Raw genomic sequence first — 24,349 nt, forward strand, 5'->3', positions numbered from 1 at the left:
ACCTGTTCGCTTTTTTTGAACATGTTCGATACTCTCGGGAACGTTCCGCTACGGGATCGAGGAGGAGCCATGACGCAGGGAGTCGACGGCCGGGTGGTGCTGGGCGGATCCACGGGCTTCATCGGGCAGGATCTCGCGCGACGATGGCGGGCCGCCGGACGGGAGGTCATCACCGTTTCCCGGCACGACGCCGACCTGCGCTGGGACGACCAGGCCGGCATCGACGCCGCCGTCGACGGAGCCGGGCTGGTGGTCGGCCTCGCCGGCAAGAGCGTGAACTGCCGCTACACGCCCGCGAACCGGGCCGAGATCCTCCGCTCGCGCACGACGACCACCACCGCGCTGCGCACGGCGGTCGCGCGCGCCGCGACGCCGCCTCCTCTCTGGATCAACTCCTCCACGGCGACGATCTACCGACATGCCGAGGACGGGCCGCAGACGGAGACCCGGGGAGAGCTCGGCACCGGCTTCTCGGTCGACGTGGCGAAGGCCTGGGAGCGGGAGCTGTTCGCCGGCGACCTCCCCGGCACGCGGCGCGTGGCACTGCGCACGGCGATCGTGCTCGGCGACGGCGGCGTGCTCGACACGCTGCGCACGCTCTCCCGCCTCGGCCTCGGCGGAACCCAGCACGACGGGCATTGGCCCCTCGGGCGCGCCCGTCGCGCCGCGGGCACGGCGCACGGGTTCCGGGCCCGCGGAGGACGGCAGCGGTTCAGCTGGGTGCACGTGGACGACCTGGCGGGGATCATCGCCTTCCTGGAGCGGCACCCGGAAGTGGACGGCCCGGTGAACGCGGTGGCGCCGCGGGCGAGCGACAATCGCACCCTCATGGCGACGGTGCGGCACGCGCTCGGCGTCCCGTTCGGTCTGCCGTCGGCCCGCTGGATGCTCGAACTCGGCGCGATCGCACTCGGCACGGAGACCGAGCTCATCCTGAAGAGCCGGTGGGTCGAGCCGGAGAAGCTCCTCGACGCGGGCTACGCATTCGCGCACCCCGACCTCGACGAGGCCGTCCGCACGTCGTTCGCCGCTCCCGCCGCGCACTGACGCGTCAGCGGCCGACGATCGCCCGCACCGCGCCGTCCAGCTCAGGGAACCGGAAAACGTAGCCGGCGTCCTCGAGCACCTGCGGCAGCACCCAACGACTCTTCAGGATGAGCTCCGACTCCGTGCGCAGCACCGCCATCCCGGGCTCGAGCACGAACCGCGGCGCCGGCAGGCCGAAGGGCGCATGCACGGCGCGCCGCAGGGTGCGCATGAGGTCGATGTTGGTGACGGCGTGCGGCGAGGCCATGTTCACCGGACCCGCGACCTCGTCGTGATCGCGGAGGAATCGCACCGCCTGCACGAAGTCCTGCTCGTGCATCCAGCTCAGGCGCTGACGACCGCGCGAGTGCTCGTAGTCGGGCCGGTCGGGGTCGGTCGGGTGCGCGCCGATCCCCCGGTAGCGCCGGTGCGGGAACCACCAGCCGTCGTACTGCGGCCCGCCGAGCCCGAGCCGGGCCAAGCGCAGCAGCATCTCCATCACGGGCGCGCCGCGCCCGAGCACGAGCGAGGTGCGCAGGGCGATCCGCCGCGTTCCCGGGGTCTCGCCGGTGAAGAGCGCCGCCTCCCACTCCCGGGTCACATCGGGCGAGAAGCCCTTCTCCTCGAGCGGATCCGCTTCGGTGCGCGGCGTGTCGAGGGAGTAGCGGTAGGCCGTCGCGGAGCTTCCGTTCATCCACACCGCCGGCGGTGTCGCCGCGGCGGTGACCGCGCGGTGCAGGGCCGCAGTGGTGCGCACCCTGGAGCGCAGGATCTCCTCGCGGTTGCGATCGGTGTAGCGGCAGTCGATGCGCCGCCCCGCAAGGCCGATCAGGAGATCCGCCCCGTCGACGAGGCGCAGGATCCCGGCGGGATCGTCCCATCGGGCGTCGGCGCCGCTGCGGCCGATCGTGCGCACGTCGAAGCCGTCGATACGCAGGGCGTCGCGCAGCGCGGTGCCGAGATAGCCGCTGCCGCCGCCGATCACGGCGCGACGCAGACGCGGTGCCGCGCTCATCGGGCCCCCTCCTCGCCCTGCTGCTTCTTGCGCTTCTCGATCTCCGCGCGCAGCCGCCACTCCTCGATCTCGCGGTCGAGGTCGGCGATCTGCTGCTCGGTGCTGCGCGTGTCGGACGGCGGCGGGGGCGTCGCCGTGGCGGGCCGATCGGCGCGGCGCTCGCGCGGTCGCGGCAGTCGGATCCCCTCCCCGTCGTACTCGCGGCCGACGAGGAACCAGATCAGGGATCCGGCCAGCGGCAGGATGATCACGAGGATGACCCAGAACACCTTGGGCAGGTGCTTCACCTGGTCGTCGCGGCGCGTGATGATGTCGATGAGCGCGCCGATCATCAGCACCAGCACGAGGATCGAGAACACCAGGCCCATGACGACAGCCTGCCAGACCGGAGCGGATCCCGGGTCCGCCGCGCTAGGGCAGGGTGTGCCCCGCGGCCCGGAACAGCTCGTACCACTCCGCGCGGCTGAGCTCGACGTCCGCACCGTCGGCGGCCTCCTGGACGCGCGCGGGCGTGGTCGTGCCGAGCACCACCTGCATCCCTGCGGGATGCCGGGTGATCCAGGCGGTCGCGATGCCGATCGGGGTGACCCCGTGCACGGCGGCGATCCGTTCGATCGCCGCGTTGAGCTCCGGGTAGGCGGGGTTGTCCAGGAAGACGCCCGTGAAGAAGCCCGCCTGGTAGGGCGACCATGCCTGGATCGTGATGCCGTTGATCCGGCAGTAGTCCACGATCCCGCCGCCGTCGCGCACGACGCTCTGCTCCAGCGCGGCCATGTTCGCCGCGATCGGCTGAGCGATGATCGGCGCGTGCGTGATCGACAGCTGCAGCTGGTTCGCGACGAGCGGCTGCGTGACGGCGGTCTTCAGCAGGTCGATCTGTCCCGGGGTGTGGTTGGAGACGCCGAAGGAGCGCACCTTGCCGGAGGCGTGCAGCTCGTCGAAGGCGCGGGCGACCTCCTCCGGCTCGACGAGAGCGTCGGGCCGGTGCAGCAGCAGCACGTCGATCCGGTCGGTGCGCAGCGCCTTCAGGGATCCCTCGACCTGGCGCATGATGTGCGCGTACGAGAAGTCGAACATGCCCTCCGCCGGGACGATCCCGCACTTGGTCTGCAGCGTGATCTCGTCGCGCTCCGCAGCCGACAGGCCCAGCGCCGCGCCGAACCGGTCCTCGCACACGTGCATCGCGCCGCCGTAGATGTCGGCGTGGTCGAAGAAGTCGATGCCGCTCGCGCGCGCGGTGTCGTACAGCTCGCGGATCTGGGCGTCCGTGCGGCCGTCGATGCGCATCATCCCGGCGACGACGGCGGGGGCGGATCCGGATCCGAATCGCACCTGCTTCATGATCTGCTCTCCTTCTGCGCAGCCTCCTGCGCGGTGCTCGGTGCGGCCTCCGCCGCGGCGTGGACGCCCGCTCGCGCCGTGAACGCGCGGTAGTCCGCGGCGGCCAGGTCGGCGTAGGCGTTGGCCCAGCCCACCAGCGTATCGGCGAGCCGTGCGCCCTTGCCCGCATAACCGGCGATCTGCGCCGCGGCGGGGGCCTGCGCGTGCGCGCGGGCGAGTGTGATCGCGCAGGCGACCGCGTACTCGCGGTACCCCTCGTCCTCGATCTCGTCGGTGTCGATCGACCCCTTCATGTCGTGGAACTGGCGCACGTAGTAGTCGTCGGCGGCGCCCTTGATGTGCCCGAGGAACGGATCCGAGAACGCCTGCAACACTCGCTGCACGCCCACGACCCTGGCCCCCTCGCCGCCGTCGGCGATCCGCTGCTGCAGGTCGTCCGGCTGAGCGATCCCGCCGTACTCCACGAGCACGCTGCGCCCGGCCTCCTTCACCTGGAGCAGCAGCGGCTCCGCGTCGGCCGTGCCGAGCACCGCCAGATAGCAGCGCGTGCCGACGCTGCCGACTCCGACCACACGGCGGGCCACATCCCGCACCCGGTACTGACGCAGCAGGAGCTGGATGTCGACGTTCGCCGTCGCCGTGTACTCCGCGAAGGCGGTGTCGCTCACCTCGCGGATCTCCGGGTCGGCGTGCGTCATGACCGGCGGCTGCTCGATGAACCGCAGATGGCCGTCGTCGCCCTGCACCGTGAGCTTGCGCGCCGCGCGCGCCCCGGTACGCTTCTCCGCCGCGGAGATCGCCTTCTGCAGGGTGCGCTGCGAATCGACGTCGAGCCCCGTCCTGCTGGCCTCCGCGTCGAAGTGCGCGAAGTAGCGCTGCAGCGGATCCGCCCGCACCGCCGCGGTCAGCGCCCGCACGTAGGCCAGGACGCTCTGCCGCGCCGCCGTATCGGCGAGCTCCTGCCCCCGGGTCTCGCGCGCGCCGATCACGACGCTGGCGACGAGTCGCTTCAGATCCCACTCCCACGGCGCCCATGCCGCCTCGTCGAAGTCGTTCAGGTCGAACAGCAGCGTGCGTTGCGGCGATGCGAAGAATCCGAAGTTGCCGATGTGCGCGTCACCGCAGGACGGCACGAGGATCCCGGTGTGCGGCTCCCGGGCGAAGTCCGCGGCCATGATCGCCGCCGTGCCGCGGAAGAAGGCGAACGGGCTGGCCGCCATGCGCTCGGTGCGCAGCGGGATCAGCTCCGGCACGCGCGTGCGGTTCTGATGGTCGAGGATCGCGAGCGGATCTCGTCCGTCCGTGGTCAGGGCCGCCAGCTCCGCACGCGGGACGCGCGTGCGCGCCGCGCGCCCCGCGGCGAGCCCTTCGGCCCGGGTGAGCATGCTGTCGCCGACGACGCTGGTTTCGGTCATGGCTCATTGTCGCGCGGACGCCTCGGTCGCCGGAACGGCGCCGCGCCGGTTCGTTCGTTGCCCTGCGCACGGGATCGGGGGGAAGATCGCGGATGCACCAGTGAACGGCTGTCGTCCCGGGGCGGCCACGACGAAAGGCATCGCAATGAGCGATCAGATCCCGGGTCGACCCCGCGATCCCGAGGACGCCCTCGAGAACGAGCGCGAACTGACGGGCGACCGCCTCATGGCCGTCGAGGACTTCTCCAGCGAGGAGGCCGGCTACCACAAGGCGCTCAAGCCCCGGCAGATCCAGATGATCGCGATCGGCGGCGCCATCGGCACGGGCCTGTTCATGGGGGCGGGCGGCCGCCTCGCCTCGAGCGGGCCGGCCCTGATCCTCGTCTACGCGCTGTGCGGGTTCTTCGCCTTCCTCATCCTGCGCGCGCTCGGCGAGCTGGTGCTGCACCGCCCCTCCTCCGGATCCTTCGTCTCCTACGCCCGCGAGTTCTACGGCGAGAAGGTCGCCTTCGTGAGCGGCTGGCTGTACTTCCTGAACTGGGCGATGACCTCGATCGTCGACGTGACCGCCGCCGCCCTGTACGTGAAGTTCTGGGCGCACTACTGGCCTCCGCTGCAGGCCGTGCCGCAGTGGCTCATCGCCCTCATCGCACTGGTCGTGGTGCTCTCGCTCAACCTCGTCAGCGTGAAGGTGTTCGGCGAGATGGAGTTCTGGTTCGCGATGATCAAGGTCGTGGCGCTCGTGGCGTTCCTCGTCGTCGGCACGGTCATCCTCATCCTGCGGGCGCCGACCGACGTGGGCCCGACCGGCTTCTCGATCCTCGCCGAGCACGGAGGGCTCTTCCCGATGGGTCTGTTCGCGCCCCTCATCGCCATCTCCGGCGTGGTGTTCGCGTACGCCTCGATCGAGCTCATCGGCACGGCCGCGGGCGAGACGGCCGAACCCGCGAAGGTCATGCCCCGCGCGATCAACACGGTCGTCATCCGGATCGCGATCTTCTACGTCGGCTCCATCCTGCTGCTGTCGCTGCTGCTGCCCTTCAGCACCTACAAGGCCGGCGAGTCGCCGTTCGTCACGTTCTTCTCGCACCTGGGCGGCGCCGAGACCGGCGCGGTCGCCGGCTCCGTGATGAACTTCGTCGTGCTCACGGCCGCACTGTCCAGCCTCAACGCGGGCCTGTACTCGACGGGACGGATCCTGCGCTCGATGTCGGTCAACGGCTCGGCGCCCCGCTTCACCGCCCGGATGAGCCGCAACGGCGTGCCGTACGGCGGGATCCTGCTCACCTCGGTCATCACGCTCGCCGGTGTGGTGCTCAACGCGGTCGTCCCGTCGCAGGCGTTCGAGATCGTGCTCGAGGTCTCCGCGCTCGGCATCATCGGAGGCTGGGCGACGATCATCCTCTGCCAGCTCCGCCTGCACGCCCTGGCGAAGAAGGGCGTGCTGGAGCGTCCGTCGTTCCGGATGTTCGGCGCCCCGTACACCGGCTACCTCACGCTCGCGTTCCTGGTCTTCGTGCTCGTCACGATGGGATTCACCGAGACCGGGCGCTGGGTGCTGCTCTCGCTCGTGGCGATCATCCCCGCGCTCATCGTGGGCTGGATCGCCGCGCGCAAGCGCATTCTCGCCGCCGCCGGCGAGCGCGAGGGCTACACCGGCATGCACCCCGTCCTGCCGCATCGCCAGGCGACCGAGGCCCTGCGCGACGGGGACTGAGGCTTTCACCGTCCTGCTCCCGCCGCGATGTCGGAGGCCCGGCGTAGCGTCGACCCCGACGGCGGATCCGCCGCCACGATTTCCCCACTCGAAGGAGCGTGCAGCATGGACTGGAAGATCGAGCTCATCTTCGTGCCGGTCACCGACGTCGACCGTTCGAAGGAGTTCTACGAGCGCATCGGCTTCAACCCGGATCACGACCAGACGCCTTTCGACGGGCTGCGGTTCGTGCAGATGACGCCTCCCGGCTCGGCCTGCTCGATCGCGTTCGGCACCAACCTCGGGATCGACCTCGAGCCGGGCAAGCAGAACACGATCCAGGTCGTCGTGCCCGACGCGGATGAGGCGCTCGCGCACCTGCGCGGACTCGGGGTGGAGGCGGAAGGCGTGGACGAGCTCGCGTGGGGTCGCTTTGTCACCTTCGCGGATCCCGACGGCAACCGCTGGACGCTTCAGCAGCTGCCGGATCGCAGCCAACAGGCCTGAGTTCCGAGGCGGGCCGGGCACGCGCGCAGGTCCGCCTCGGAACCCTCCGCACGGCACCGCGCACAGAGGCGGCGGTCGGCGCTAGCGTTAGGACATGACCTCCCCGATCGACGCCTCTTCGACCTCCGCCTGGACCGAGCTCACCGCGCTGCGGGATGCGTTCTCCCCTGATCTGCGCGGCTGGTTCGCCGACGATGCGCAGCGCGTGGAGAGCCTGACGTTCGATCTGGCCGATCTGCGCGTCGATCTGTCCAAGAACCTCATCACCCCTGAGGTGCGCGCCGCCCTGGTGCGGCTCGCGGAGCAGACGGGTGTCGCCGAGCGCTTCGCCGCGATGCTCGAGGGCGTGCACATCAACACGACCGAGGACCGCGCGGTGCTGCACACCGCCCTTCGCCGTCCCGCAGGAGCGTCTCCGGAGCTGGTCGTCGACGGCCAGCACGTGGACCACGACGTGCACGAGGTGCTCGACGCGCTCGGCGCCTTCGCCGACCGGGTGCGCTCGGGCGAATGGCGCGGCGTGACCGGCAAGAAGGTCACCCACGTCGTGAACATCGGCATCGGCGGATCCGACCTCGGGCCGGTCATGGTCTACGAGGCGCTCAAGCCCTACGGCAGCGGGATCCAGGCACGGTTCGTGTCGAACATCGACCCGACGGACATGGCGGAGAAGACGGCGGACCTGGATCCGGAGACGACGCTGTTCATCGTCGCGTCGAAGACGTTCACCACCCTCGAGACGCTGACCAATGCGCGACTGGCGCGCGACTGGCTCTGGGAGCGGCTCGGCGCCGCGGGCGTGGACGTGAGCACCGACGAGGCCCGCGGCACCGCGGTCGCGCATCACTTCGTCGCGGTCTCCACGGCGCTCGACCGGGTCGCCGCCTTCGGCATCGATCCCGCCAACGCGTTCGGCTTCTGGGACTGGGTCGGAGGCCGCTACTCGGTGGACAGCGCGATCGGGCTGTCGCTCGCGATCGCGTTCGGCCCCGAGGTGTTCCGCGACCTCCTCGCCGGATTCCACGCCGTCGACGAGCACGTGCGGACCACCCCCCTGGAGCGCAACGTGCCGGTGCTCATGGGCCTGCTGAACGTCTGGTACACGAACTTCCTCGGCGCGCAGTCGCACGCCGTGCTGCCTTATGCGCAGCAGCTGAGCCGATTCCCCGCCTACCTGCAGCAGCTCACGATGGAGTCGAACGGAAAGTCGGTGCGCTGGGACGGCTCGCCGGTCACGACCGACACCGGAGAGGTGTTCTGGGGCGAACCGGGCACGAACGGGCAGCACGCGTTCTACCAGCTCATCCACCAGGGCACGCGGCTGATCCCGGCCGATTTCATCGCCTTCGTGAACCCCGCCTATCCGCTCTCCGATGACGGTCGCGACGTGCACGGGCTGTTCCTGGCCAACTTCCTCGCGCAGACCAAGGCGCTCGCCTTCGGCAAGACCGCGGCCGAGGTGGAGGCCGAGGGCACTACGGGCGCGCTGGTGGCCGCCCGGACCTTCCCCGGAAACCGGCCGACGACCTCGATCTTCGCGGACGCGCTCACGCCCGCGGTGCTGGGTCAGCTGATCGCACTGTACGAGCACATCACCTTCACGCAGGGGGCGGTCTGGGGCATCAACTCCTTCGACCAGTGGGGCGTCGAGCTGGGCAAGCAGCTCGCCCTGCAGATCGCGCCCGCCATCGAGGGCGACCAGGATGCGATCGCGGCGCAGGATCCCTCCACTCGCGCCCTGCTCGCCTACTACCACGAGCACCGGAAGGCCTGAGGGCGCGGCGGTGGGCGACGACGTCGAGATCGGCGCGCTCGCACTGAACGTCGCGATCCCGCCGGCGCTGCGGTGGGAGGACGAGCGGCGTGGTGAGCGCTTCGAGCTGCAGTCCCTGACCGTGAGGCTGCTCCCCGACGGGACGCTGGCGGCGAAGGCGTACGGTCGCCCCGTCGCCGGCGGACGCGGCGCCTACGTGTCGTTCCCGGTGCGGCGCTCCCCCGAGATCGACGCCCTCATCACGAGCGCGGCGACCGGGGCGGGTCGGCGCTGGGCCGCGCACCGCGGCCTGTGACGACGCGGGATCGCATCCCTCGCCGCTGCGTCGCCCCGCCCGCTCCGCCGGCTCCTCAGAGCAGTTCCTCGTCGTTCACCGGCCCGGTGCGACGACCGCGTCGCACGAGCAGCAGGATGAGGCTCAGCAGGAAGACGACCGCACCGGCGATCATCAGGATGTAGCCGACCAGATGCACGTCGATCCAGGTGACGTCGATGCGCAGCGCGAACTCCAGGATCGCGCCGATGACGAAGAGGACGATGCCCACTCCCATACCCATGAGGTTCTAGCCTCCGTTCCGCGGCCGGGTGCCGTCGACCCCTCACGCTAGGCGCGACCCGATGCGCACGGCAGGGGCTTGACAACGGCACGACAGGTCTGGATCCGCCCCCTCCGCAAGAGCCCGCGATCCGCGGCGTCATAGGGTGGGCGGCAGGCCGGCGCGAGGGAGGACGAGGATGACGTCACAGGTGCAGGAGATCATCGAGCGGCACGTCGCGCAGGGCACGGCGCCCGGGATCGTGGTCGCCGACGGCGACGCCTCAGGGCGCCTCGACGTGGTCTCCGCCGGAGACTTCGGCGACGATGCCATCGTGCGCATCCAGTCGATGACGAAGCCGGTGCTCGCGGTGGCGACGCTGCGTCTCGTGCAGGACGGACGACTCGACCTCGACGCGCCGGTCGAGCGCTGGATGCCCGAGCTGGCGGATCGGAGGGTGCTGCGCACACCCGACTCGGCGCTGGACGATGTCGTTCCCGCGACCTCGCCCATCACCGTGCGGCACCTGCTGACGAACACCTCCGGGTACGGCATGACCACGACGCCGGGCCCTCTGCGCGACGCGATGGTCGCCAATCGCACGCAGGCGAGCCAGGACGCCGTCGCCCTGGGCGCGCAGGACTGGCTCGACGCCCTGGCCGCGCTCCCGCTCATGTTCTCGCCGGGCGAGGGCTGGCGGTACCACCACTCCTTCGGCGTCCTGGGGATCCTCCTCGGCCGCGTGGTGGGGCGGTCGCTGGAGGAGCACCTCGCCGAGGACCTCTTCGAGCCCCTCGGCATGGTCGACACGGGATACACGGTCCCCCGACCGCAGGCGCACCGCCTCCCTGCCGCGTTCCGCCACGGCGAAGACGGCCCCCTGATCCCGATCGAGCCCGCCGGGGACGGCTTCTACATGGCGCCGGCACCGTTCGACCTGAGCCACGCGGAGCTGGTCTCGACGGCGTCCGACTACGCCGCGTTCGCCCGCATGCTGGCTGCGGGCGGTCGCTTCGGGGACCGCCTCGTCGTCGAGCCACGCCTCCTCGACGAGATGCGGACCGACCGCATCCCTCCGCGCCTCAAGACGCCGGACAGCTTCTTCCCGGGTTTCTGGGACGGCATGGGGTGGGGATACGGCGTCGCCGTGCAGACGGAGGGCCCGCACCGGGGGCGCTACGGATGGTCGGGCGGCCTCGGCACCGACGTGTACATCGATCCGGACGGATCGTTCCGGGTGATCCTGACCCAGATCGAGATGGGTCCGCAGGCGATGCGGCTCTTCACCGACCTCGCCTGACCCCCGCGACTATCCGATCGCGAGCAGTCGCCCGTCGCGATCCGCGGCGTCGAGCGCCGACTCGGCCGCGCGACGACCCTCCGCGATGAGCCGCGGCACGTCCTTCGTCACCCACTGCGCCATCCGCTCCATCTCGGGCTGGATGAGGATCACCGTGGGATCGGCGACGAGGTCCGCGGTGGCAGTGACCGTGCGCATCATGCGGACGTTCTCCCACTTCGCATGGAGCCGCACCACGATCGTGCGCTCCGCGCCGAGAGCGCGTGTCACCCTCTCCGGCACGTTGTCGATCATCCCGCCGTCGGCGAGCACGGCGCCGTCGCGTCGGACCGGGGGCAGCACGCCGGGCACGGCGATTGTCGAGCGCAGCGCCGTGCTGAGCGGTCCGCGGTCGAGGATCACGCCGCGCCGGGTGCGCAGATCGGTCGCATACGCCCCGAAGCGCCGCGGCAGCTCCTCGATCAGAGGATCGTGGCCGAGGATGCGGTGGATCGCGTCGGTCACCGCGTGGGTGTCGAGCAGTCCCCAGCGCGGCCGAAATGACCACCGGGCGATCGCGCTCCAGCGGAACCGGCGCACCGCGTGCTCGATCGCGTCGGCGCCGATCCCGGCGGCGTAGGCGGCGCCGAGCAGCGCTCCGGCGCTCGTGCCCGCGACGATGCCGGGGCGGATGCCGCGCTCGGCGAGCACCTGCAGCACTCCGGCCTGCGCAGCGCCGTAGGCGCCGCCGCCGCTGAGCGTGAGGCCGAGGGTCGGGTCGTCGGTCACGGTCCTCCCGTCGTGGGTGTTGCCGCGACGCTATCAGCAGGCACCTTCGCGCACGCTGGGACAGGAAGGGCCCGGATCCGCGCGCAGGCGGATCCGGGCCCTTTCATGGACAGCGACTCAGAAGTCCCAGTCCTCGTCCTCGGTGGCCTCGGCCTTGCCGATGACGTAGGAGGATCCGGATCCCGAGAAGAAGTCGTGGTTCTCGTCCGCGTTGGGCGAGAGCGCCGACAGGATCGCCGGGTTCACGTTGGTGACGGCGGCCGGGAACATCGCCTCGTAGCCGAGGTTCATCAGCGCCTTGTTCGCGTTGTAGTGCAGGAAGCGCTTGACGTCCTCGGTGAGACCGACCTCGTCGTACAGATCCTGCGTGTACTGCACCTCGTTGTCGTAGAGCTCGTAGAGCAGCGAGAAGGTGTAGTCCTTCAGCTCGTCCTTCTTGGCCTGATCGAGCGTCTCGAGACCGCGCTGGAACTTGTAGCCGATGTAGTACCCGTGCACGGCCTCGTCACGGATGATGAGGCGGATGAGGTCGGCCGTGTTAGTGAGCTTCGCCCGCGACGACCAGTGCATCGGAAGGTAGAACCCCGAGTAGAACAGGAAGCTCTCCAGCAGGGTCGAGGCGACCTTGCGCTTGAGCGGCTCGTCCCCGCGGTAGTAGTCCATGACGATCTGAGCCTTCTTCTGAAGGTTCGGGTTCTCCACGGACCAGCGGAAGGCCTCGTCGATCTCCTTCGTCGAGCACAGCGTCGAGAAGATCGAGGAGTAGCTCTTCGCGTGCACCGACTCCATGAACGCGATGTTCGTGTAGACGGCCTCCTCGTGCGGGGTGATCGCATCGGGGATGAGGGAGACGGCACCGACCGTGCCCTGGATCGTGTCCAGCAGCGTCAGGCCGGTGAACACGCGCATGGTGAGGGTCTGCTCCTCGGGGGTGAGCGTGTTCCACGACTGGATGTCGTTGGACAGCGGCACCTTCTCGGGCAGCCAGAAGTTGTTCACCAGACGGTTCCAGACCTCGAGGTCCTTGTCGTCCTGGATGCGGTTCCAGTTGATCGCCTGCACGCGGTCGACCAGCTTGAGCGGTTCGGGGGTCATTTCTTTCCTAAGTCGGTCGTGGAACGATGCGGAGCCCAGAGCATCACAGCATGCAGCTGACGCACTCGGTCATGTCGGTGCCCTCGAGGGCGAGCTGACGCAGCCGGATGTAGTAGATCGTCTTGATGCCCTTGCGCCAGGCGTAGATCTGAGCCTTGTTGATGTCGCGGGTGGTCGCGGTGTCCTTGAAGAACAGCGTGAGCGACAGGCCCTGGTCCACGTGCTGCGTGGCCGCGGCGTACGTGTCGATGACCTTCTCGTAGCCGATCTCGTACGCGTCCTGGTAGTACTCCAGGTTGTCGTTCGTCATGAACGCCGCCGGGTAGTAGACGCGACCGAGCTTGCCTTCCTTGCGGATCTCGATCTTCGACGCGATCGGGTGGATCGAGCTCGTCGAGTTGTTGATGTAGGAGATGGATCCGGTCGGCGGCACGGCCTGCAGGTTCTGGTTGTAGATGCCGTGCTTCTGGATGGACTCCTTCAGCTCGACCCAGTCGGCCTGCGTGGGGATGTGGTGACCGGCGAACAGCTCGGCGACCTTCGCGGTGGCCGGCACCCACTCCTGATCGATGTACTTGTCGAAGAACGTGCCGGATGCGTAGGTCGAGTCCTCGAACCCGTCGAAGGCGGTGCCGCGCTCGATCGCGAGCTTGTTCGACGCCCGCAGGGCGTGGAACAGCACCGTGTAGAAGTAGATGTTCGTGAAGTCGACGCCCTCTTCGGACCCGTAGTAGACGTGCTCGCGGGCGAGGTAGCCGTGCAGGTTCATCTGGCCGAGGCCGATCGCGTGCGAACGGTCGTTGCCGTCCTCGATCGAGCGCACCGAGGCGATGTGGCTCTGGTTGCTCACCGCGGTGAGGCCGCGGATCGCGGTCTCCACGGTCGCGCCCAGGTCGCCGCCGTCCATCGCGAGCGCGATGTTCATCGAGCCGAGGTTGCAGGAGATGTCCTTGCCGATCTGGGCGTACGAGAGGTCCTCGTTGTACGTCGTCGGCGTGTTCACCTGCAGGATCTCGCTGCAGAGGTTGGACATGTTGATGCGGCCCTTGATCGGGTTGGCCTTGTTCACCGTGTCCTCGAACATGATGTACGGGTAGCCCGACTCGAACTGGATCTCGGCGATCGTCTGGAAGAACTCGCGCGCATTGATCTTGGTCTTCTTGATCCGCGGGTCGTCGACCATCTCGCGGTACTTCTCGGTGACCGAGATGTCGCCGAACGGCACGCCGTAGACGCGCTCCACGTCGTACGGGGAGAACAGGTACATGTCCTCGCCGTTCTTGGCGAGCTCGAACGTGATGTCCGGCACGACGACGCCGAGCGACAGCGTCTTGATGCGGATCTTCTCGTCGGCGTTCTCGCGCTTGGTGTCGAGGAACCGCATGATGTCGGGGTGGTGGGCGTTCAGGTACACCGCACCGGCGCCCTGACGCGCACCGAGCTGGTTGGCGTAGCTGAAGCTGTCTTCGAGCAGCTTCATGACGGGGATGATGCCGGAGGACTGGTTCTCGATCTGCTTGATCGGTGCACCGGACTCGCGGATGTTGCTCAGCAGGAGCGCCACGCCACCGCCGCGCTTCGAGAGCTGCAGGGCGGAGTTGATGCCGCGGGCGATCGACTCCATGTTGTCCTCGATGCGCAGCAGGAAGCAGCTGACGAGCTCGCCGCGCTGGGCCTTGCCCGCGTTGAGGAAGGTCGGGGTCGCCGGCTGGAACCGGCCGGAGATGATCTCCTCGACGAGGTTCTTCGCGACGGCCTCGTCACCGTCGGCGAGGGCGAGGGCGGTCATCACGACGCGGTCCTCGAAGCGCTCCAGGTAGCGCTTGCCGTCGAAGGTCTTCAGCGTGTAGCTGGTGTAGTACTTGAACGCGCCGAGGAACGTCTCGAAGCGGAACTTCTTCGAGTAGGCGAACTCGTTGAGCTGCTGGATGAAGTCGAACGAGTACTTCTCCAGGACGGCGCCCTCGTAGTACTCCTTCTCGACGAGGTAGTCCAGGCGCTCCTTGAGCGAGTGGAAGAACACCGTGTTCTGGTTCACGTGCTGCAGGAAGTACTCCCGCGCGGCCCGCTTGTCGGCGTCGAACTGGATCTTCCCGTTCGCGTCGTACAGGTTCAGCATCGCATTCAGGGCGTGGTAGTCCAGCCCCTCGTACGCCTGGTTGACCTTGTAGGCCGCCTCTTCCTTCACTGCTGCGTCCACCATCGTTCCAATCCGTCGCTCACGCGATCGACGTCGTCCTGTGTGCCGTAGATCTCAAGCCGGTACAAGTGGGGCACGTGGCACTTGCGGCTGATGATGTCACCGGCGGCGCAGAACGCGTCGCCGAAGTTGGTGTTGCCTGCGGAGATCACTCCGCGGATGTGTCGCCGGTTTCGCTCGTCGTTGAGGAACCGGATGACCTGCTTCGGCACGGCGCCCTTCTCGACGCCGCGGCCCTGTCCCCCGCCGTAGGTCGGCGTGACCAGCACGAACGGCTCGTCGACGACGAGCGGCTCGTCCGTGCTGTGCAGCGGGATCCGCCGCGCCGGAAGGCCGAGCTTCTCGATGAACCGGGCCGTGTTGCCCGAGATGCTCGAGAAGTAGACCAGCAGCGGCGCGACGGTCGCAGTGGCGGCGTTCATGAGATCGCCCCCTTCGACGGGCTCGGAGCCGGAGTTACGCCAGACGAGCGGCGAGCTCGTCGATCTTGTCGGGACGGAAGCCCGACCAGTGGTCCTCGTCGGTGACGACGACGGGCGCCTGCAGGTAGCCGAGCGACTTCACGTGCTCGAGCGCCGCAGCGTCCTCGGAGACGTCGTGGACTTCGTATTCGATGCCCTTCGCGTCGAGCGCGCGGTAGGTCGCGTTGCACTGGACGCAGGAGGGCTTGGTGTAGACCGTGATGGACATGTGTTGCGCCTCTTCTTTCCCCTCAGAACCCGGCCGTCGGACAGGTGGCCCCGCCGGGAGTTCAATACTACATATAGGTGCGGACATTCGGGTCGACCACAAGGGCTAGTAGTTACAACTGTGTAGTTTTCCACCGTATTCCACCGTTTGGCCACAGGTTCTCCACGCCTGTCTCCACAGCCCGAGAAGGCGCAGGCCGACCCGCGAGCCGCGATTTCCCGCGGGTCCGGAAGGCCCCTCTCGGATCCATCCACAGATGCGATGCTTCCTCGGGCCTCGGACATTCCCCAGGCTGTGGAATTCGCCCTTCGGCGTGTCGTCGGCGTGTCGTCGCCGGCCTCTCACCCGCGGCGGCGGGAGCGCCCTCCTCGACCTGCATCCGGCCTCGCGCGACCTGTAGCGTTGATCCGTGGCCGGATCGGGATACAAGGAGCTTCTGCGCGTACCGGGAGTCGGTCGCATCATCGCCGCACAGCTGACGGCACGGTTCCCCAACGGCATGGCGAGCCTCGCGATCCTGCTGCACGTGCAGCACGCCACGGGCTCGTACGGCGCGGCCGGCCTGGTGCTCGCCGCGTCATCGATCGGACAGGCCGTGTCCGGCCCGGTCACGAGCCGCTGGATGGGGCGCTGGGGGATGCGCCCGGTGATCACCCTGACCCTGTCGATCTGCGTGCTCGCGATCCTCGGACTCGCCTTCGGCTCCGCGCTCCCCCTCGCCGGCCTCGTGGTGCTGGGCCTGATCGCCGGCCTGTCCACCCCGCCGATCCAGTCGGCGGCGCGGACCATCTACCCCAAGCTCGTCAACTCCTCCCAGCTGACCCCCCTGTTCTCGCTCGACGCGTCGCTGCAGGAGATCATCTGGATCGTCGCGCCGGTGGTCATCACGATCGTGTCCACCCAGGTCGGGACCGTCCAGGGCCTCCTGCTGGTCGCGGCGGTGCTCATCGGCGGCGGGGCGTGGTTCATCCTCTCCCCCGAGGTCGGCCGGGTGCGGATCCCGCGCAGCCGCCGCGGCTTCGGCGCGGTGGTGCTGAAGCCGCCGGTGCTGCTGGCCACCGTCATCGGCTTCCTCCTCATCGGCGCCTGCTCGGCCGTGGAGGCCGGCGTGGTGAAGACCTTCGACCACGGAGGCCTGGAGGCGGGCCTCGTCCTCGCGGTGTTCTCCGTGGGGAGCCTCGTCGGCGGGCTCGCATCGGGCCGGGTGCCGATGGGTCCGTGGTCGATGGCGCGACGGCTGACCATCGTGACGGTCGGGCTGGCCCTCACGATGCTCTCCCTCAACGTGTTCTGGCTGGGCGGCACGCTGCTCGCCGCCGGGATCGGCATCGCTCCCGCGCTCGCCGTGCTGTTCGCGATCACCTCGGCGAGCGTGAAGTTCTCGGAGACCGCGGAGGCGTTCGGCTGGGCGGGCACCGGGCAGCTGATCGGCGCGGCGGCGGGATCCGCGATCGCGGGCTTCCTCATCGACAGCATGCACAGCCCCACCGGCGCCTACCTCGCGGCCACCTGCTTCGCCGCGGCGGCCCTCGTGGTCTCGGCCGTCTTCGTGCGGTACTTCCCGGATCTGCGCGGGCGGGACGCCGCGCCGATGCCGGACACGGAGGCCGTCCCGCTCCCCTGAGCCGGTCGCACCCCGAGCTTCTGACCCCTCACAGCCCAACCTCGGAATCCGCAGGATCCGGGGAGTTCAACCTTCGATTTCTGTTGTCATTTTTGATTTCGAGTGACAAGATCGGAGCATGAGCGCCGATCTGCAACAGAAAGCACATGATCACCTCTGGATGCACTTCACCCGGCAGTCCACGATGGACCGCAGCGGTGTGCCGATCATCGTCCGGGGTGAGGGACACCACATCTGGGACGACACGGGCAAGAAGTACATCGACGGCCTCTCCGGACTGTTCGTCGTCAACGCGGGCCACGGACGCACGCGCCTCGCGGAGGCCGCGGCGAAGCAGGCGGAGCAGCTCGCGTTCTTCCCGCTGTGGTCGTACGCCCATCCGGCGGCCGTCGAGCTCGCCGATCGCCTCGCGGGATACGCTCCCGGCGATCTCAACCGGGTGTTCTTCACCTCGGGCGGCGGCGAAGCCGTGGAGACGGCGTTCAAGCTCGCCAAGCACTACTGGAAGCTGCGCGGCAAGCCCACCAAGCACAAGGTGCTCTCCCGCTCGATCGCCTATCACGGCACCACGCAGGGCGCGCTGGCGATCACCGGCATCCCCGCGATGAAGGCGATGTTCGAGCCGGTCACCCCGGGCGGCTTCCGCGTGCCGAACACGAACATCTACCGCGCCGCCGAGATGGGGGCGCCGACGGATCCGGAGGCGTTCGGCGTCTGGGCGGCCGACCGCATCGAGGAGATGATCCAGTTCGAGGGCCCCGACACGGTCGCGGCGGTCTTCCTCGAGCCGGTGCAGAACTCGGGCGGCTGCTTCCCCCCGCCCCCCGGATACTTCCAGCGCGTGCGGGAGATCTGCGACCGCTACGACGTGCTGCTCGTCTCGGACGAGGTGATCTGCGCCTTCGGCCGGATCGGTCACATGTTCGCCTGCGACGCCTACGGCTACGTGCCCGACATCATCACCTGCGCCAAGGGCATCACGAGCGGATACTCCCCCCTGGGCGCCGCGATCGTGAGCGACCGCATCTACGAGCCGTACGCCCACGGCGACATGTCGTTCCCGCACGGCTACACGTTCGGCGGGCACCCGGTCTCCGCCGCCGTGGCGCTGGAGAACCTCGACATCTTCGAGGAGGAGAAGCTCAACGAGCGCGTGCGGGAGAACTCGCCGCTGTTCCGGGCCGAGCTGGAGACCCTGCTCGACCTCCCCCTCGTCGGAGACGTGCGCGGCGACGGCTATTTCTTCGGCATCGAGCTCGTGAAGGACAAGACGACGCGCGAGACCTTCGACGACGACGAATCGGAGCGTCTGCTGCGCGGCTTCCTCTCGGGGGCGCTGTTCGAGTCCGGCCTGTACTGCCGCGCCGACGACCGCGGCGACCCCGTGATCCAGCTCGCGCCGCCGCTCACGATCGGTCCGGCCGAGTTCCGGGAGATCAGCGGGATCCTGCGCGGGGTGCTCACCGAGGCGGAGAACGTCCTGTAGTCGCCGGGGACGCGAGATGAGACGCGGTGTCCGTGAGGGCGCCGCGTCTCGTCTCGCTCCCTCCGGGTGCTCGCTCAACGCCCCCGGACGACGGACGGCGTTGCGATCACCAGGCTCGTCGGGCCGACCTGCTCGACGCTGACGAGGTCGAGGTCGGCACCGTCGGGGAACAGCCGACGCCCCGCCCCGGTGGCGGTCGGGAACACGCGCAGCCGGTACTCGTCCACGGCTCCGGCCCGGACGAACGCGTCGACGAGCGAGCCGCTGCCGATCACGACCACGTCGCGCTCCGCGGCGGCATCCCGCGCCCAGCCGATCGGATCCGTCGCGACCTGACGCGTGTTCTGCCAGCGCGCGAGATCGACCTCTCCTGCGGTCACGACCGCCTTGTCCGCCCTGTTCAGCGCATGCGCGAAGGGATCGGTCTCATCCCGCGCCGGCCACATCGCCGCGAACGCCTCCCAGGTGCGGCGTCCGAACAGGAAGACGCCGGTCTCCAGGATCGGGCCGTAGTGGAACTTGTCCCCCGCGATGGCCTCGGGGCCGTGCCGGAAGCACCAGCCGCCGAACGGCGTGCCGCCGGATCCGTCCGGATCCTCCACGACTCCGTCGAGGGTGATGAACTGCGCCACGATGATGCGTGCCATGTCGTGCTCCTTGTCGTGTCCCGTGCTCGGCGAGCGTCGGGCTTCACAAAGGTCTACGTGCGCGCGGAACGGAACTCATCGGTCCCCGCGGAATCCACGTCCGCCGCTCACCCCGCCACGACGCCCGCGCGCTCGAAGAGGGCGAACAGCGCCTCGTCCCGGTAGACCAGCACGTGACCGATCCTCGTGCCGGTCGCGTCGGCCTCGAACAGCTGCACGGTGTGCGGCCGCGGGCCCTCGTCGGTGACGATCAGCAGCAGGATCCCGTGCTGCCCGTTGGCGGAGATCGGCCGGGTCAGCCAGCGCGATCCCTGCCACGAGAACAGGTGCGCCATGAACGCCGCGTAGGTCTCGCGCCCGATCGACCAGCGCGGAACGGGCGGCATCTCGAACAGCACGTCGTCGGCCACGAGGGCGGCGAGCGCCGCGACGTCGGCGCGCTCGATCGCGCGGGCGTAACGCTCGACGGTGTCTCGCCGCAGGGGTGCCGGGCGCGTGGACCTCTCGGCCACGGCCGCCTTGGCGCGCTGCAGGGCGGAGTTCACCGACGGCACGCTCGTCTCCAGGATCTGCGCGGTCTCGGCCGCCGAGTGCCCCAGTACCTCCCGCAGGATGAACACGCCGCGCTGCCGCGGCGGGAGCGCCTGCAGGACGAGCGTCACGGCGAGACGCACCCCCGACGCCTCCGCGACCGCGCGCTCCGGTTCGGAGTCATCCCACCAGCTCGTCGGCGCCGGCACCAGCCACGGCACGTCGAGCGCAGGCACCAGGGGCGCACCGACGTCGATGCCGGGATCCGACAGGTCGCGCGGCAGCGGCCGCCGCGGGCTCTCCCGGATCCGGTCCACGCAGACGTTGCGGGCGATCCGGTAGACCCAGGTCGACAGCGCGGCCCGGGCCGGGTCGTACGCGTCCCGGCTGCGCCACGCACGCTCGAGCGCATCCTGCACGGCGTCTTCCGCATCGAACGGCGAGCCCAGCATCTGGTAGCAGAAGGCGAGCAGGCCGCCGCGGAGGGCGGCGAGGTCGGTGGCGTCCACGGACGTCAGCGTACGTCCCCGCTCAGCCTCCGGCCATCGTCCGCGCGATGTCCGCGGCGGAGTCGCCGGCCCGCTTGAGCACGAGCGCGACGAGAGCGAGCGCACCGAGCGTGAGCACGAGCATGATCGTCGACACCGCCGCGATCTCCGGGCGAAGACCGCTGCGCAGCGCGCTCAGCACGTAGACCGGCCACGGCGTGGTGCCGGAGACCTGCACGAACGCGGAGACGATCGTGTTGTCGAGCCCGAGCGTGAACGAGAGCAGGAAGCCGGCGAGCACCGCGGGCATCGCGAGCGGCAGGGTGACCTTGAAGAACGTCGTGAGCGGCTTCGCGTACAGATCCGCCGAGGCCTCCTCGAGCTTCGCGTCGAGCCCGACCAGACGAGCTCGCACGATGTACGAGACGATCGCGATCGAGAACAGCGATTGGCCGATCACCAGGCGCACGGTGCCATCGTTGAAGATCGAGAGCCCCAGGTCCTGACCGAGGAACACGACCCACGGCAGCAGCGCCACCGCATCCACGATCTCGGGGGTGACCGAGATGAGCAGCAGCAGCACGAGGAACCAGGGCACCCACTTGCCGGGCGTGCGCGCCATCGCGATGCCGGCGAGCGTGCCCAGTGCCGTCGCCAGCAGAGCCGCGATCAGGCCGGTGCGCAGCGACACGAGGACGGCGTCGCGCACCGCGGGCTTGATGACGATCGCCGCGAACGAGTCGAAGCCGAAGTGGTCCCACGAGATGAGCAGGCGTCCGACGTTGAACGAGTAGACGATCACGACCGCGATCGGCAGGAACAGGAAGACGAACACGAGGGTCGCCCACAGCGGCAGGAGCCAGCGGCTGACGTTGCGCGGAGCCCTGCGGCGTGCGGCGGGGCCGCCGGCCGTGGCCGGAGCCGGATCCGCCTGCTCGGCGGGTCGTTCTGCGACGACGGTCATCGTGCCTCCTCGAGGGTCAGGCGGTAGCTGCGGCGGATCGGGATCGTGACCAGCCAGCCGATCAGGGCCGCGACCCCGATCGACAGTGCGATGGTGAGGATGAGGAGCACCGCCATCGCCGAGCCCAGGGCCCAGTTCTGCGCGGTCTGGAACTGGCTGGCGACGATCTGGCCCACCATGTTGCCCTTCGCCCCGCCGAGGACCGTGGCCGTGATGTAGTCGCCCATGAGCGGGATGTACACCAGCAGCACGCCGGCGATGATGCCGGGCTGCGCGAGCGGCACGGTGACCCGGAAGAACGTCTTCCAGCTGCCCGCGCCCAGATCCTTGCTGGCCTCGCGCAACGGCCCGCTCACCCGGTCGAAGGCGACGAACAGGGGCAGGATCATCAGCGGCAGGTAGTTGTAGACGACGCCGAGCAGCACGGCGCCGCGGGTGTTGAGGATGCCCAGCGGTCCCGGGATCACGCCGAGGAACTGCAGCGCGTGCGACAGCCACCCCTCGGGCGCCAGGATGATTTGCCAGCCGATCGTGCGCACCAGGAAGTTCGTCCAGAACGGCACCATCACGAGCGCGAGGAACATCCCGCGCCGGCTCGGCGCGCACTTCACCGCGATCCAGTACGCCACGGGCGCGCCGATCAGCAGACACAGGACCGTTCCCGCGATGCCCACCCAGAGCGTGTTCTGGAACGTCGCGAAGAACGTCGGCGAGAGCGCCTCGATGTAGCGGTCGAACGAGAGCTTGTCGTTGGCGTTGGTCGCGAAGATGCTCGGCTTGTAGCCGAAGCTGTACCAGACGACGACCCCGATCGGGACGACGAAGAAGACGAGGAGCCACACCCAGGCGGGCAGCGCCAGACCGAAGCGGATGCCCCCCTTACGCACCGGCGGCCGCCTTCGTCGCGTTCCAGATCGCCACGATCCGCTCCTGGGCCTTGGTGAACTTGCCCTCGTGCATCGTGGCGATCTGCTCCTCCGTGAAGAAGACCATGTCGAGGTTCTCCAATCCCGCCTCCTCGGCCCGCTGCTGGTTGCCGTCGACGCCGGTGTCGTAGCCGATGTAGTCCATCTGGTCGACCTGCACGTCGGGTCCGATGATGTAGTTGATGAAGGCGTGCGCCGCCTCCGGATGCGGTGCTCCCTTGGCGATCGCCCAGTTGTCCATCCAGATCTCCGTCGCCGGCGCGCCGAGCACCCACTGCCAGCGCTCCGGGTGCTTGGAGGCCGCGATCCCCGTGCGCGCATCGCCGTTGTAGACCTGCACGAGCGCGGCCGTCGCCTGCGGGATGATCTGCCCGCCTGGCGCGGAGTCGAAGGAGACCACGTGCGGGGCCATCTCCTTCGTCATGAATTCCTCGCAGGCGGCGAGATGCTTCTCATCCGTCGTGTTCCAGTCGATCCCGTGCGACCAGAAGTAGATGCCGCACAGCGGCGCGGGATCGTCCAGGAGGGAGGTCTTGCCCGACGCCTCGTTCTGCGCCGCGTCGATGAAATCCGCCCACCCCGTCAGCTCTCGGGTGATCACCGTCTTGTCGTATGCGAAGCCCGTGGTGCCCCACGCCTTGCAGATCGAGTACTCGTTCTTCGGGTCGAACGCGCGGTGCACGAAGTGCGGATTCATCGTCGCGAAGTTCGGGATCAGGTCGAGGTTGAGCCGCTCCAGCAGGCCGTTCTCCGCCATGGGGAGGATGAAGGGTCCGGTCGGGACGACGATGTCGTAGCCCGACGTGCCGCGCGCGGCGACGAGCTTCGCGACGAGCTCCTCGTTCGAGTTGAACGCGTCGACGACGACTCTCGGCCCCTTCTTCTTCGTGAAGGCGCTGAGCAGGTCCGGGTTGTCGTAGTCGCTCCACGTGTAGATCGAGAGCTTGTCCTCGAGCGCTCCGCCGTGCGCCTCGGAGGCGGCCGACGCCTTCTGCGGGGCGCAGGCGGTGAACAGCACCGCCCCCGAGGCGGCGAGGGTCGTGGCGAGGAAGCCGCGACGGGTGAGCTCCGCCCCGATCTTGCGTGCGGACGGCGCGTGGGCGAGCACGCGCACCGGCGACTGCTCGGGGGCGCGGCCGTGCGCCATCAGGCGGCTTCCTTGGGCAGCGCGATCACGTGCGTCGCGGTCTCGGGGATGCCGTCGTCGGCGAAGATGCGCACGTCGGCGGGATCCCAGGTGCAGCGCACGGCGTCGCCGACCGCGACGGACGGGGCGCCGGGCGCCGGGATGCGCACCAGGAACGCCTGCTCGCGGCCCACGTCGACGGCCACCTGCAGGGTCTCCCCCAGGTGCGACACCCCCAGGACCGTGCCGTCGACGCCGGGGCCCTCGGCGGTGCCGGCGGGCGCGAGCCGCACGAACTCCGGACGGATGGCCGCGACCGCGGTCGATCCGGGCAGCCCCTGCTCGCCGCCCCATCGTCCCCGCAGCGCGCCCGCGAACGTGTCGACGGCGTCGCCGCCCAGCGCGGTGCCGTGCAGGAAGTTCTGCTGGCCGATGAAGGACGCCACATAGGCCGACGCCGGCTCGGCGTAGATGTCGGCGGGAGCGGCGAGCTGCTCGATCCGCCCCGCCCGCATGACCGCGATCCGGTCGCTCATCGAGAGCGCCTCGGCCTGATCGTGCGTGACGAAGACGAACGTGGTGCCGAGCCGGGACTGCAGCAGCTTCAGCTCGAGCTGCATCTCCTCGCGCAGCTGACGGTCCAGAGCCGCGAGCGGCTCATCCAGCAGCAGCACCGACGGGCGGTTGATGAGGGCGCGGGAGAGCGCGATGCGCTGCTGCTGCCCGCCGCTGAGCTGCGTGGGCTTGCGGTCCGCGAAGCGGCGCAGCTGCACCATGTCGAGAGCCTCGGCGACGCGCTCGCGCTGCTCCGCCTTGGACACCTTGCGCTGCTGCAGGCCGTAGGCGACGTTCTCGGCGACCGTCATGTGCGGGAACAGCGCGTACGCCTGGAACACGGTGTTGACCTCGCGCTTGTGGGGCGGCAGGCCCAGCACGCTGCGTCCGCTCAGCCGGATGTCGCCGGCATCCGGGTGCTCGAAGCCGGCGATCATCCGCAGCGTCGTGGTCTTGCCGCACCCCGAGGGGCCCAGCAGGGAGAGGAACTCCCCCGGGCGGATCGACAACGACAGCCGGTCGACGGCGGTCGCATCGCCGTAGTACTTGGTGACGCCAGAGATCTCGACACCGCCGGTGGGCGCGTCGGTCGTGCTCTGAGCAGATACGGACACAGGACTGCTCATGGAACCTCCACAG

At 69.3% G+C, this 24,349-nt stretch carries 24 protein-coding genes; 8 read left to right on the forward strand and 16 right to left on the reverse strand.

Going from position 1 to position 24,349, the window contains the following annotated elements; translation table 11 throughout:
• Positions 1-69 precede the first annotated feature (69 nt).
• A complete protein-coding gene (locus tag NFX31_RS11995; RefSeq protein WP_262955827.1) occupies positions 70-1,047 on the forward strand; it encodes an epimerase in 978 nt (325 codons plus the stop codon).
• Positions 1,048-1,051: 4 nt separating this feature from the next.
• On the opposite strand, the gene NFX31_RS12000 is transcribed toward NFX31_RS11995, so the two are convergent.
• Genes NFX31_RS12000 through NFX31_RS12015 form a run of 4 tightly spaced genes read right to left on the reverse strand, consistent with a single transcriptional unit; the run spans position 1,052 to position 4,797 of the window.
• Complete coding sequence (locus NFX31_RS12000; protein WP_091479159.1) at positions 1,052-2,041, reverse strand: epimerase; 990 nt, start codon at positions 2,039-2,041, stop codon at positions 1,052-1,054.
• Positions 2,038-2,409, reverse strand: a complete 372-nt coding sequence (locus NFX31_RS12005) for a PLD nuclease N-terminal domain-containing protein (RefSeq protein WP_262955828.1) — start codon at positions 2,407-2,409, stop codon at positions 2,038-2,040. Before NFX31_RS12005 ends, NFX31_RS12000 begins: the two co-directional genes overlap by 4 nt.
• A gap of 43 nt (positions 2,410-2,452) precedes the next feature.
• A complete protein-coding gene (locus NFX31_RS12010; protein WP_045251239.1) occupies positions 2,453-3,382 on the reverse strand; it encodes an aldo/keto reductase in 930 nt (309 codons plus the stop codon).
• Complete coding sequence (locus NFX31_RS12015) at positions 3,379-4,797, reverse strand: DUF2252 domain-containing protein (protein ID WP_262955829.1); 1,419 nt, start codon at positions 4,795-4,797, stop codon at positions 3,379-3,381. The genes NFX31_RS12010 and NFX31_RS12015 overlap by 4 nt, the downstream gene beginning before the upstream one ends.
• A 226-nt stretch (positions 4,798-5,023) precedes the next feature.
• Between NFX31_RS12015 and NFX31_RS12020 the strand changes: the two genes are divergently transcribed.
• The 4 genes from NFX31_RS12020 (at position 5,024) to NFX31_RS12035 (ending at position 9,069) form a co-directional block, all read left to right on the forward strand.
• A complete protein-coding gene (locus tag NFX31_RS12020; RefSeq protein WP_248700474.1) occupies positions 5,024-6,514 on the forward strand; it encodes an amino acid permease in 1,491 nt (496 codons plus the stop codon).
• 105 nt (positions 6,515-6,619) lie between these two features.
• The gene (locus tag NFX31_RS12025) at positions 6,620-7,000 is read left to right on the forward strand and encodes a VOC family protein (protein WP_045251241.1); all 381 of its coding nucleotides are present in this window, start codon (positions 6,620-6,622) and stop codon (positions 6,998-7,000) included.
• 94 nt (positions 7,001-7,094) lie between these two features.
• Positions 7,095-8,774 carry a glucose-6-phosphate isomerase gene (pgi, locus tag NFX31_RS12030; RefSeq protein ID WP_262955830.1) on the forward strand — a complete coding sequence of 560 codons (1,680 nt, stop codon included), beginning with the start codon at positions 7,095-7,097 and terminating at the stop codon, positions 8,772-8,774.
• A gap of 10 nt (positions 8,775-8,784) precedes the next feature.
• Positions 8,785-9,069 carry a hypothetical protein gene (locus NFX31_RS12035; protein WP_262955831.1) on the forward strand — a complete coding sequence of 95 codons (285 nt, stop codon included), beginning with the start codon at positions 8,785-8,787 and terminating at the stop codon, positions 9,067-9,069.
• A gap of 55 nt (positions 9,070-9,124) precedes the next feature.
• Here NFX31_RS12035 and NFX31_RS12040 read toward each other — a convergent pair whose 3' ends face one another.
• A complete protein-coding gene (locus NFX31_RS12040) occupies positions 9,125-9,331 on the reverse strand; it encodes a DUF6458 family protein (protein ID WP_045251244.1) in 207 nt (68 codons plus the stop codon).
• A gap of 178 nt (positions 9,332-9,509) precedes the next feature.
• On the opposite strand from NFX31_RS12040, the gene NFX31_RS12045 reads away from it, so the two are divergent.
• A complete protein-coding gene (locus NFX31_RS12045) occupies positions 9,510-10,610 on the forward strand; it encodes a serine hydrolase domain-containing protein (RefSeq protein WP_262955832.1) in 1,101 nt (366 codons plus the stop codon).
• Between the two features lie 9 nt (positions 10,611-10,619).
• On the opposite strand, the gene NFX31_RS12050 is transcribed toward NFX31_RS12045, so the two are convergent.
• The 5 genes from NFX31_RS12050 to nrdH form a co-directional block, all read right to left on the reverse strand.
• Entirely contained in the window at positions 10,620-11,378 is a 759-nt protein-coding gene (locus tag NFX31_RS12050) for a patatin-like phospholipase family protein (RefSeq protein WP_262955833.1), read from the reverse strand.
• 117 nt (positions 11,379-11,495) lie between these two features.
• The gene (gene nrdF / locus NFX31_RS12055; protein ID WP_045251246.1) at positions 11,496-12,473 is read right to left on the reverse strand and encodes a class 1b ribonucleoside-diphosphate reductase subunit beta; all 978 of its coding nucleotides are present in this window, start codon (positions 12,471-12,473) and stop codon (positions 11,496-11,498) included.
• Positions 12,474-12,516: 43 nt separating this feature from the next.
• Positions 12,517-14,676, reverse strand: coding sequence for a class 1b ribonucleoside-diphosphate reductase subunit alpha (gene nrdE, locus NFX31_RS12060; RefSeq protein WP_045251247.1), 2,160 nt, complete (start codon positions 14,674-14,676; stop codon positions 12,517-12,519).
• Positions 14,658-15,095 carry a class Ib ribonucleoside-diphosphate reductase assembly flavoprotein NrdI gene (gene nrdI, locus NFX31_RS12065; protein ID WP_045251248.1) on the reverse strand — a complete coding sequence of 146 codons (438 nt, stop codon included), beginning with the start codon at positions 15,093-15,095 and terminating at the stop codon, positions 14,658-14,660. Before nrdI ends, nrdE begins: the two co-directional genes overlap by 19 nt.
• A 34-nt stretch (positions 15,096-15,129) precedes the next feature.
• The gene (gene nrdH, locus NFX31_RS12070) at positions 15,130-15,363 is read right to left on the reverse strand and encodes a glutaredoxin-like protein NrdH (protein WP_045251249.1); all 234 of its coding nucleotides are present in this window, start codon (positions 15,361-15,363) and stop codon (positions 15,130-15,132) included.
• 460 nt (positions 15,364-15,823) lie between these two features.
• On the opposite strand from nrdH, the gene NFX31_RS12075 reads away from it, so the two are divergent.
• On the forward strand, positions 15,824-16,987 hold the full coding sequence (locus tag NFX31_RS12075; RefSeq protein WP_045251300.1) for an MFS transporter: 1,164 nt from the start codon (positions 15,824-15,826) through the stop codon (positions 16,985-16,987).
• Between the two features lie 118 nt (positions 16,988-17,105).
• Positions 17,106-18,473, forward strand: a complete 1,368-nt coding sequence (locus NFX31_RS12080; RefSeq protein ID WP_045251250.1) for an aspartate aminotransferase family protein — start codon at positions 17,106-17,108, stop codon at positions 18,471-18,473.
• Between the two features lie 74 nt (positions 18,474-18,547).
• On the opposite strand, the gene NFX31_RS12085 is transcribed toward NFX31_RS12080, so the two are convergent.
• From NFX31_RS12085 to NFX31_RS12110, 6 genes are all read right to left on the reverse strand, one after another.
• A complete protein-coding gene (locus NFX31_RS12085) occupies positions 18,548-19,120 on the reverse strand; it encodes a dihydrofolate reductase family protein (RefSeq protein WP_262955834.1) in 573 nt (190 codons plus the stop codon).
• Between the two features lie 107 nt (positions 19,121-19,227).
• Positions 19,228-20,160 carry an RNA polymerase subunit sigma-70 gene (locus NFX31_RS12090; RefSeq protein ID WP_262955835.1) on the reverse strand — a complete coding sequence of 311 codons (933 nt, stop codon included), beginning with the start codon at positions 20,158-20,160 and terminating at the stop codon, positions 19,228-19,230.
• A gap of 22 nt (positions 20,161-20,182) precedes the next feature.
• Positions 20,183-21,103, reverse strand: a complete 921-nt coding sequence (locus tag NFX31_RS12095) for an ABC transporter permease (protein WP_262955836.1) — start codon at positions 21,101-21,103, stop codon at positions 20,183-20,185.
• Positions 21,100-21,990 carry an ABC transporter permease gene (locus tag NFX31_RS12100; protein ID WP_045251252.1) on the reverse strand — a complete coding sequence of 297 codons (891 nt, stop codon included), beginning with the start codon at positions 21,988-21,990 and terminating at the stop codon, positions 21,100-21,102. The genes NFX31_RS12095 and NFX31_RS12100 overlap by 4 nt, the downstream gene beginning before the upstream one ends.
• Positions 21,983-23,176, reverse strand: a complete 1,194-nt coding sequence (locus NFX31_RS12105) for a polyamine ABC transporter substrate-binding protein (protein ID WP_045251253.1) — start codon at positions 23,174-23,176, stop codon at positions 21,983-21,985. Before NFX31_RS12105 ends, NFX31_RS12100 begins: the two co-directional genes overlap by 8 nt.
• Positions 23,176-24,336: an ABC transporter ATP-binding protein gene (locus tag NFX31_RS12110; RefSeq protein WP_045251254.1), complete on the reverse strand. Its 1,161-nt coding sequence runs from the start codon at positions 24,334-24,336 to the stop codon at positions 23,176-23,178. Before NFX31_RS12110 ends, NFX31_RS12105 begins: the two co-directional genes overlap by 1 nt.
• Positions 24,337-24,349: the final 13 nt, after the last annotated feature.

Source organism: Microbacterium azadirachtae, assembly GCF_025583665.1.
GTDB classification, from domain to species: Bacteria; Actinomycetota; Actinomycetes; order Actinomycetales; family Microbacteriaceae; genus Microbacterium; species Microbacterium azadirachtae.

Excerpts from the sequence above, each read along its gene's own strand:
- NFX31_RS11995 (WP_262955827.1), top strand. The coding sequence starts at position 70 with ATGACGCAGGGAGTCGACGGCCGGGTGGTGCTGGGCGGATCCACGGGC.
- NFX31_RS12000 (WP_091479159.1), bottom strand. The coding sequence starts at position 2,041 with ATGAGCGCGGCACCGCGTCTGCGTCGCGCCGTGATCGGCGGCGGCAGC.
- NFX31_RS12005 (WP_262955828.1), bottom strand. The coding sequence starts at position 2,409 with ATGGGCCTGGTGTTCTCGATCCTCGTGCTGGTGCTGATGATCGGCGCG.
- NFX31_RS12010 (WP_045251239.1), bottom strand. The coding sequence starts at position 3,382 with ATGAAGCAGGTGCGATTCGGATCCGGATCCGCCCCCGCCGTCGTCGCC.
- NFX31_RS12015 (WP_262955829.1), bottom strand. The coding sequence starts at position 4,797 with ATGACCGAAACCAGCGTCGTCGGCGACAGCATGCTCACCCGGGCCGAA.
- NFX31_RS12020 (WP_248700474.1), top strand. The coding sequence starts at position 5,024 with ATGGCCGTCGAGGACTTCTCCAGCGAGGAGGCCGGCTACCACAAGGCG.
- NFX31_RS12025 (WP_045251241.1), top strand. The coding sequence starts at position 6,620 with ATGGACTGGAAGATCGAGCTCATCTTCGTGCCGGTCACCGACGTCGAC.
- pgi (WP_262955830.1), top strand. The coding sequence starts at position 7,095 with ATGACCTCCCCGATCGACGCCTCTTCGACCTCCGCCTGGACCGAGCTC.
- NFX31_RS12040 (WP_045251244.1), bottom strand. The coding sequence starts at position 9,331 with ATGGGTATGGGAGTGGGCATCGTCCTCTTCGTCATCGGCGCGATCCTG.
- NFX31_RS12045 (WP_262955832.1), top strand. The coding sequence starts at position 9,510 with ATGACGTCACAGGTGCAGGAGATCATCGAGCGGCACGTCGCGCAGGGC.
- nrdF (WP_045251246.1), bottom strand. The coding sequence starts at position 12,473 with ATGACCCCCGAACCGCTCAAGCTGGTCGACCGCGTGCAGGCGATCAAC.
- nrdE (WP_045251247.1), bottom strand. The coding sequence starts at position 14,676 with ATGGTGGACGCAGCAGTGAAGGAAGAGGCGGCCTACAAGGTCAACCAG.
- nrdI (WP_045251248.1), bottom strand. The coding sequence starts at position 15,095 with ATGAACGCCGCCACTGCGACCGTCGCGCCGCTGCTGGTCTACTTCTCG.
- nrdH (WP_045251249.1), bottom strand. The coding sequence starts at position 15,363 with ATGTCCATCACGGTCTACACCAAGCCCTCCTGCGTCCAGTGCAACGCG.
- NFX31_RS12080 (WP_045251250.1), top strand. The coding sequence starts at position 17,106 with ATGAGCGCCGATCTGCAACAGAAAGCACATGATCACCTCTGGATGCAC.
- NFX31_RS12085 (WP_262955834.1), bottom strand. The coding sequence starts at position 19,120 with ATGGCACGCATCATCGTGGCGCAGTTCATCACCCTCGACGGAGTCGTG.
- NFX31_RS12095 (WP_262955836.1), bottom strand. The coding sequence starts at position 21,103 with ATGACCGTCGTCGCAGAACGACCCGCCGAGCAGGCGGATCCGGCTCCG.
- NFX31_RS12105 (WP_045251253.1), bottom strand. The coding sequence starts at position 23,176 with ATGGCGCACGGCCGCGCCCCCGAGCAGTCGCCGGTGCGCGTGCTCGCC.
- NFX31_RS12110 (WP_045251254.1), bottom strand. The coding sequence starts at position 24,336 with ATGAGCAGTCCTGTGTCCGTATCTGCTCAGAGCACGACCGACGCGCCC.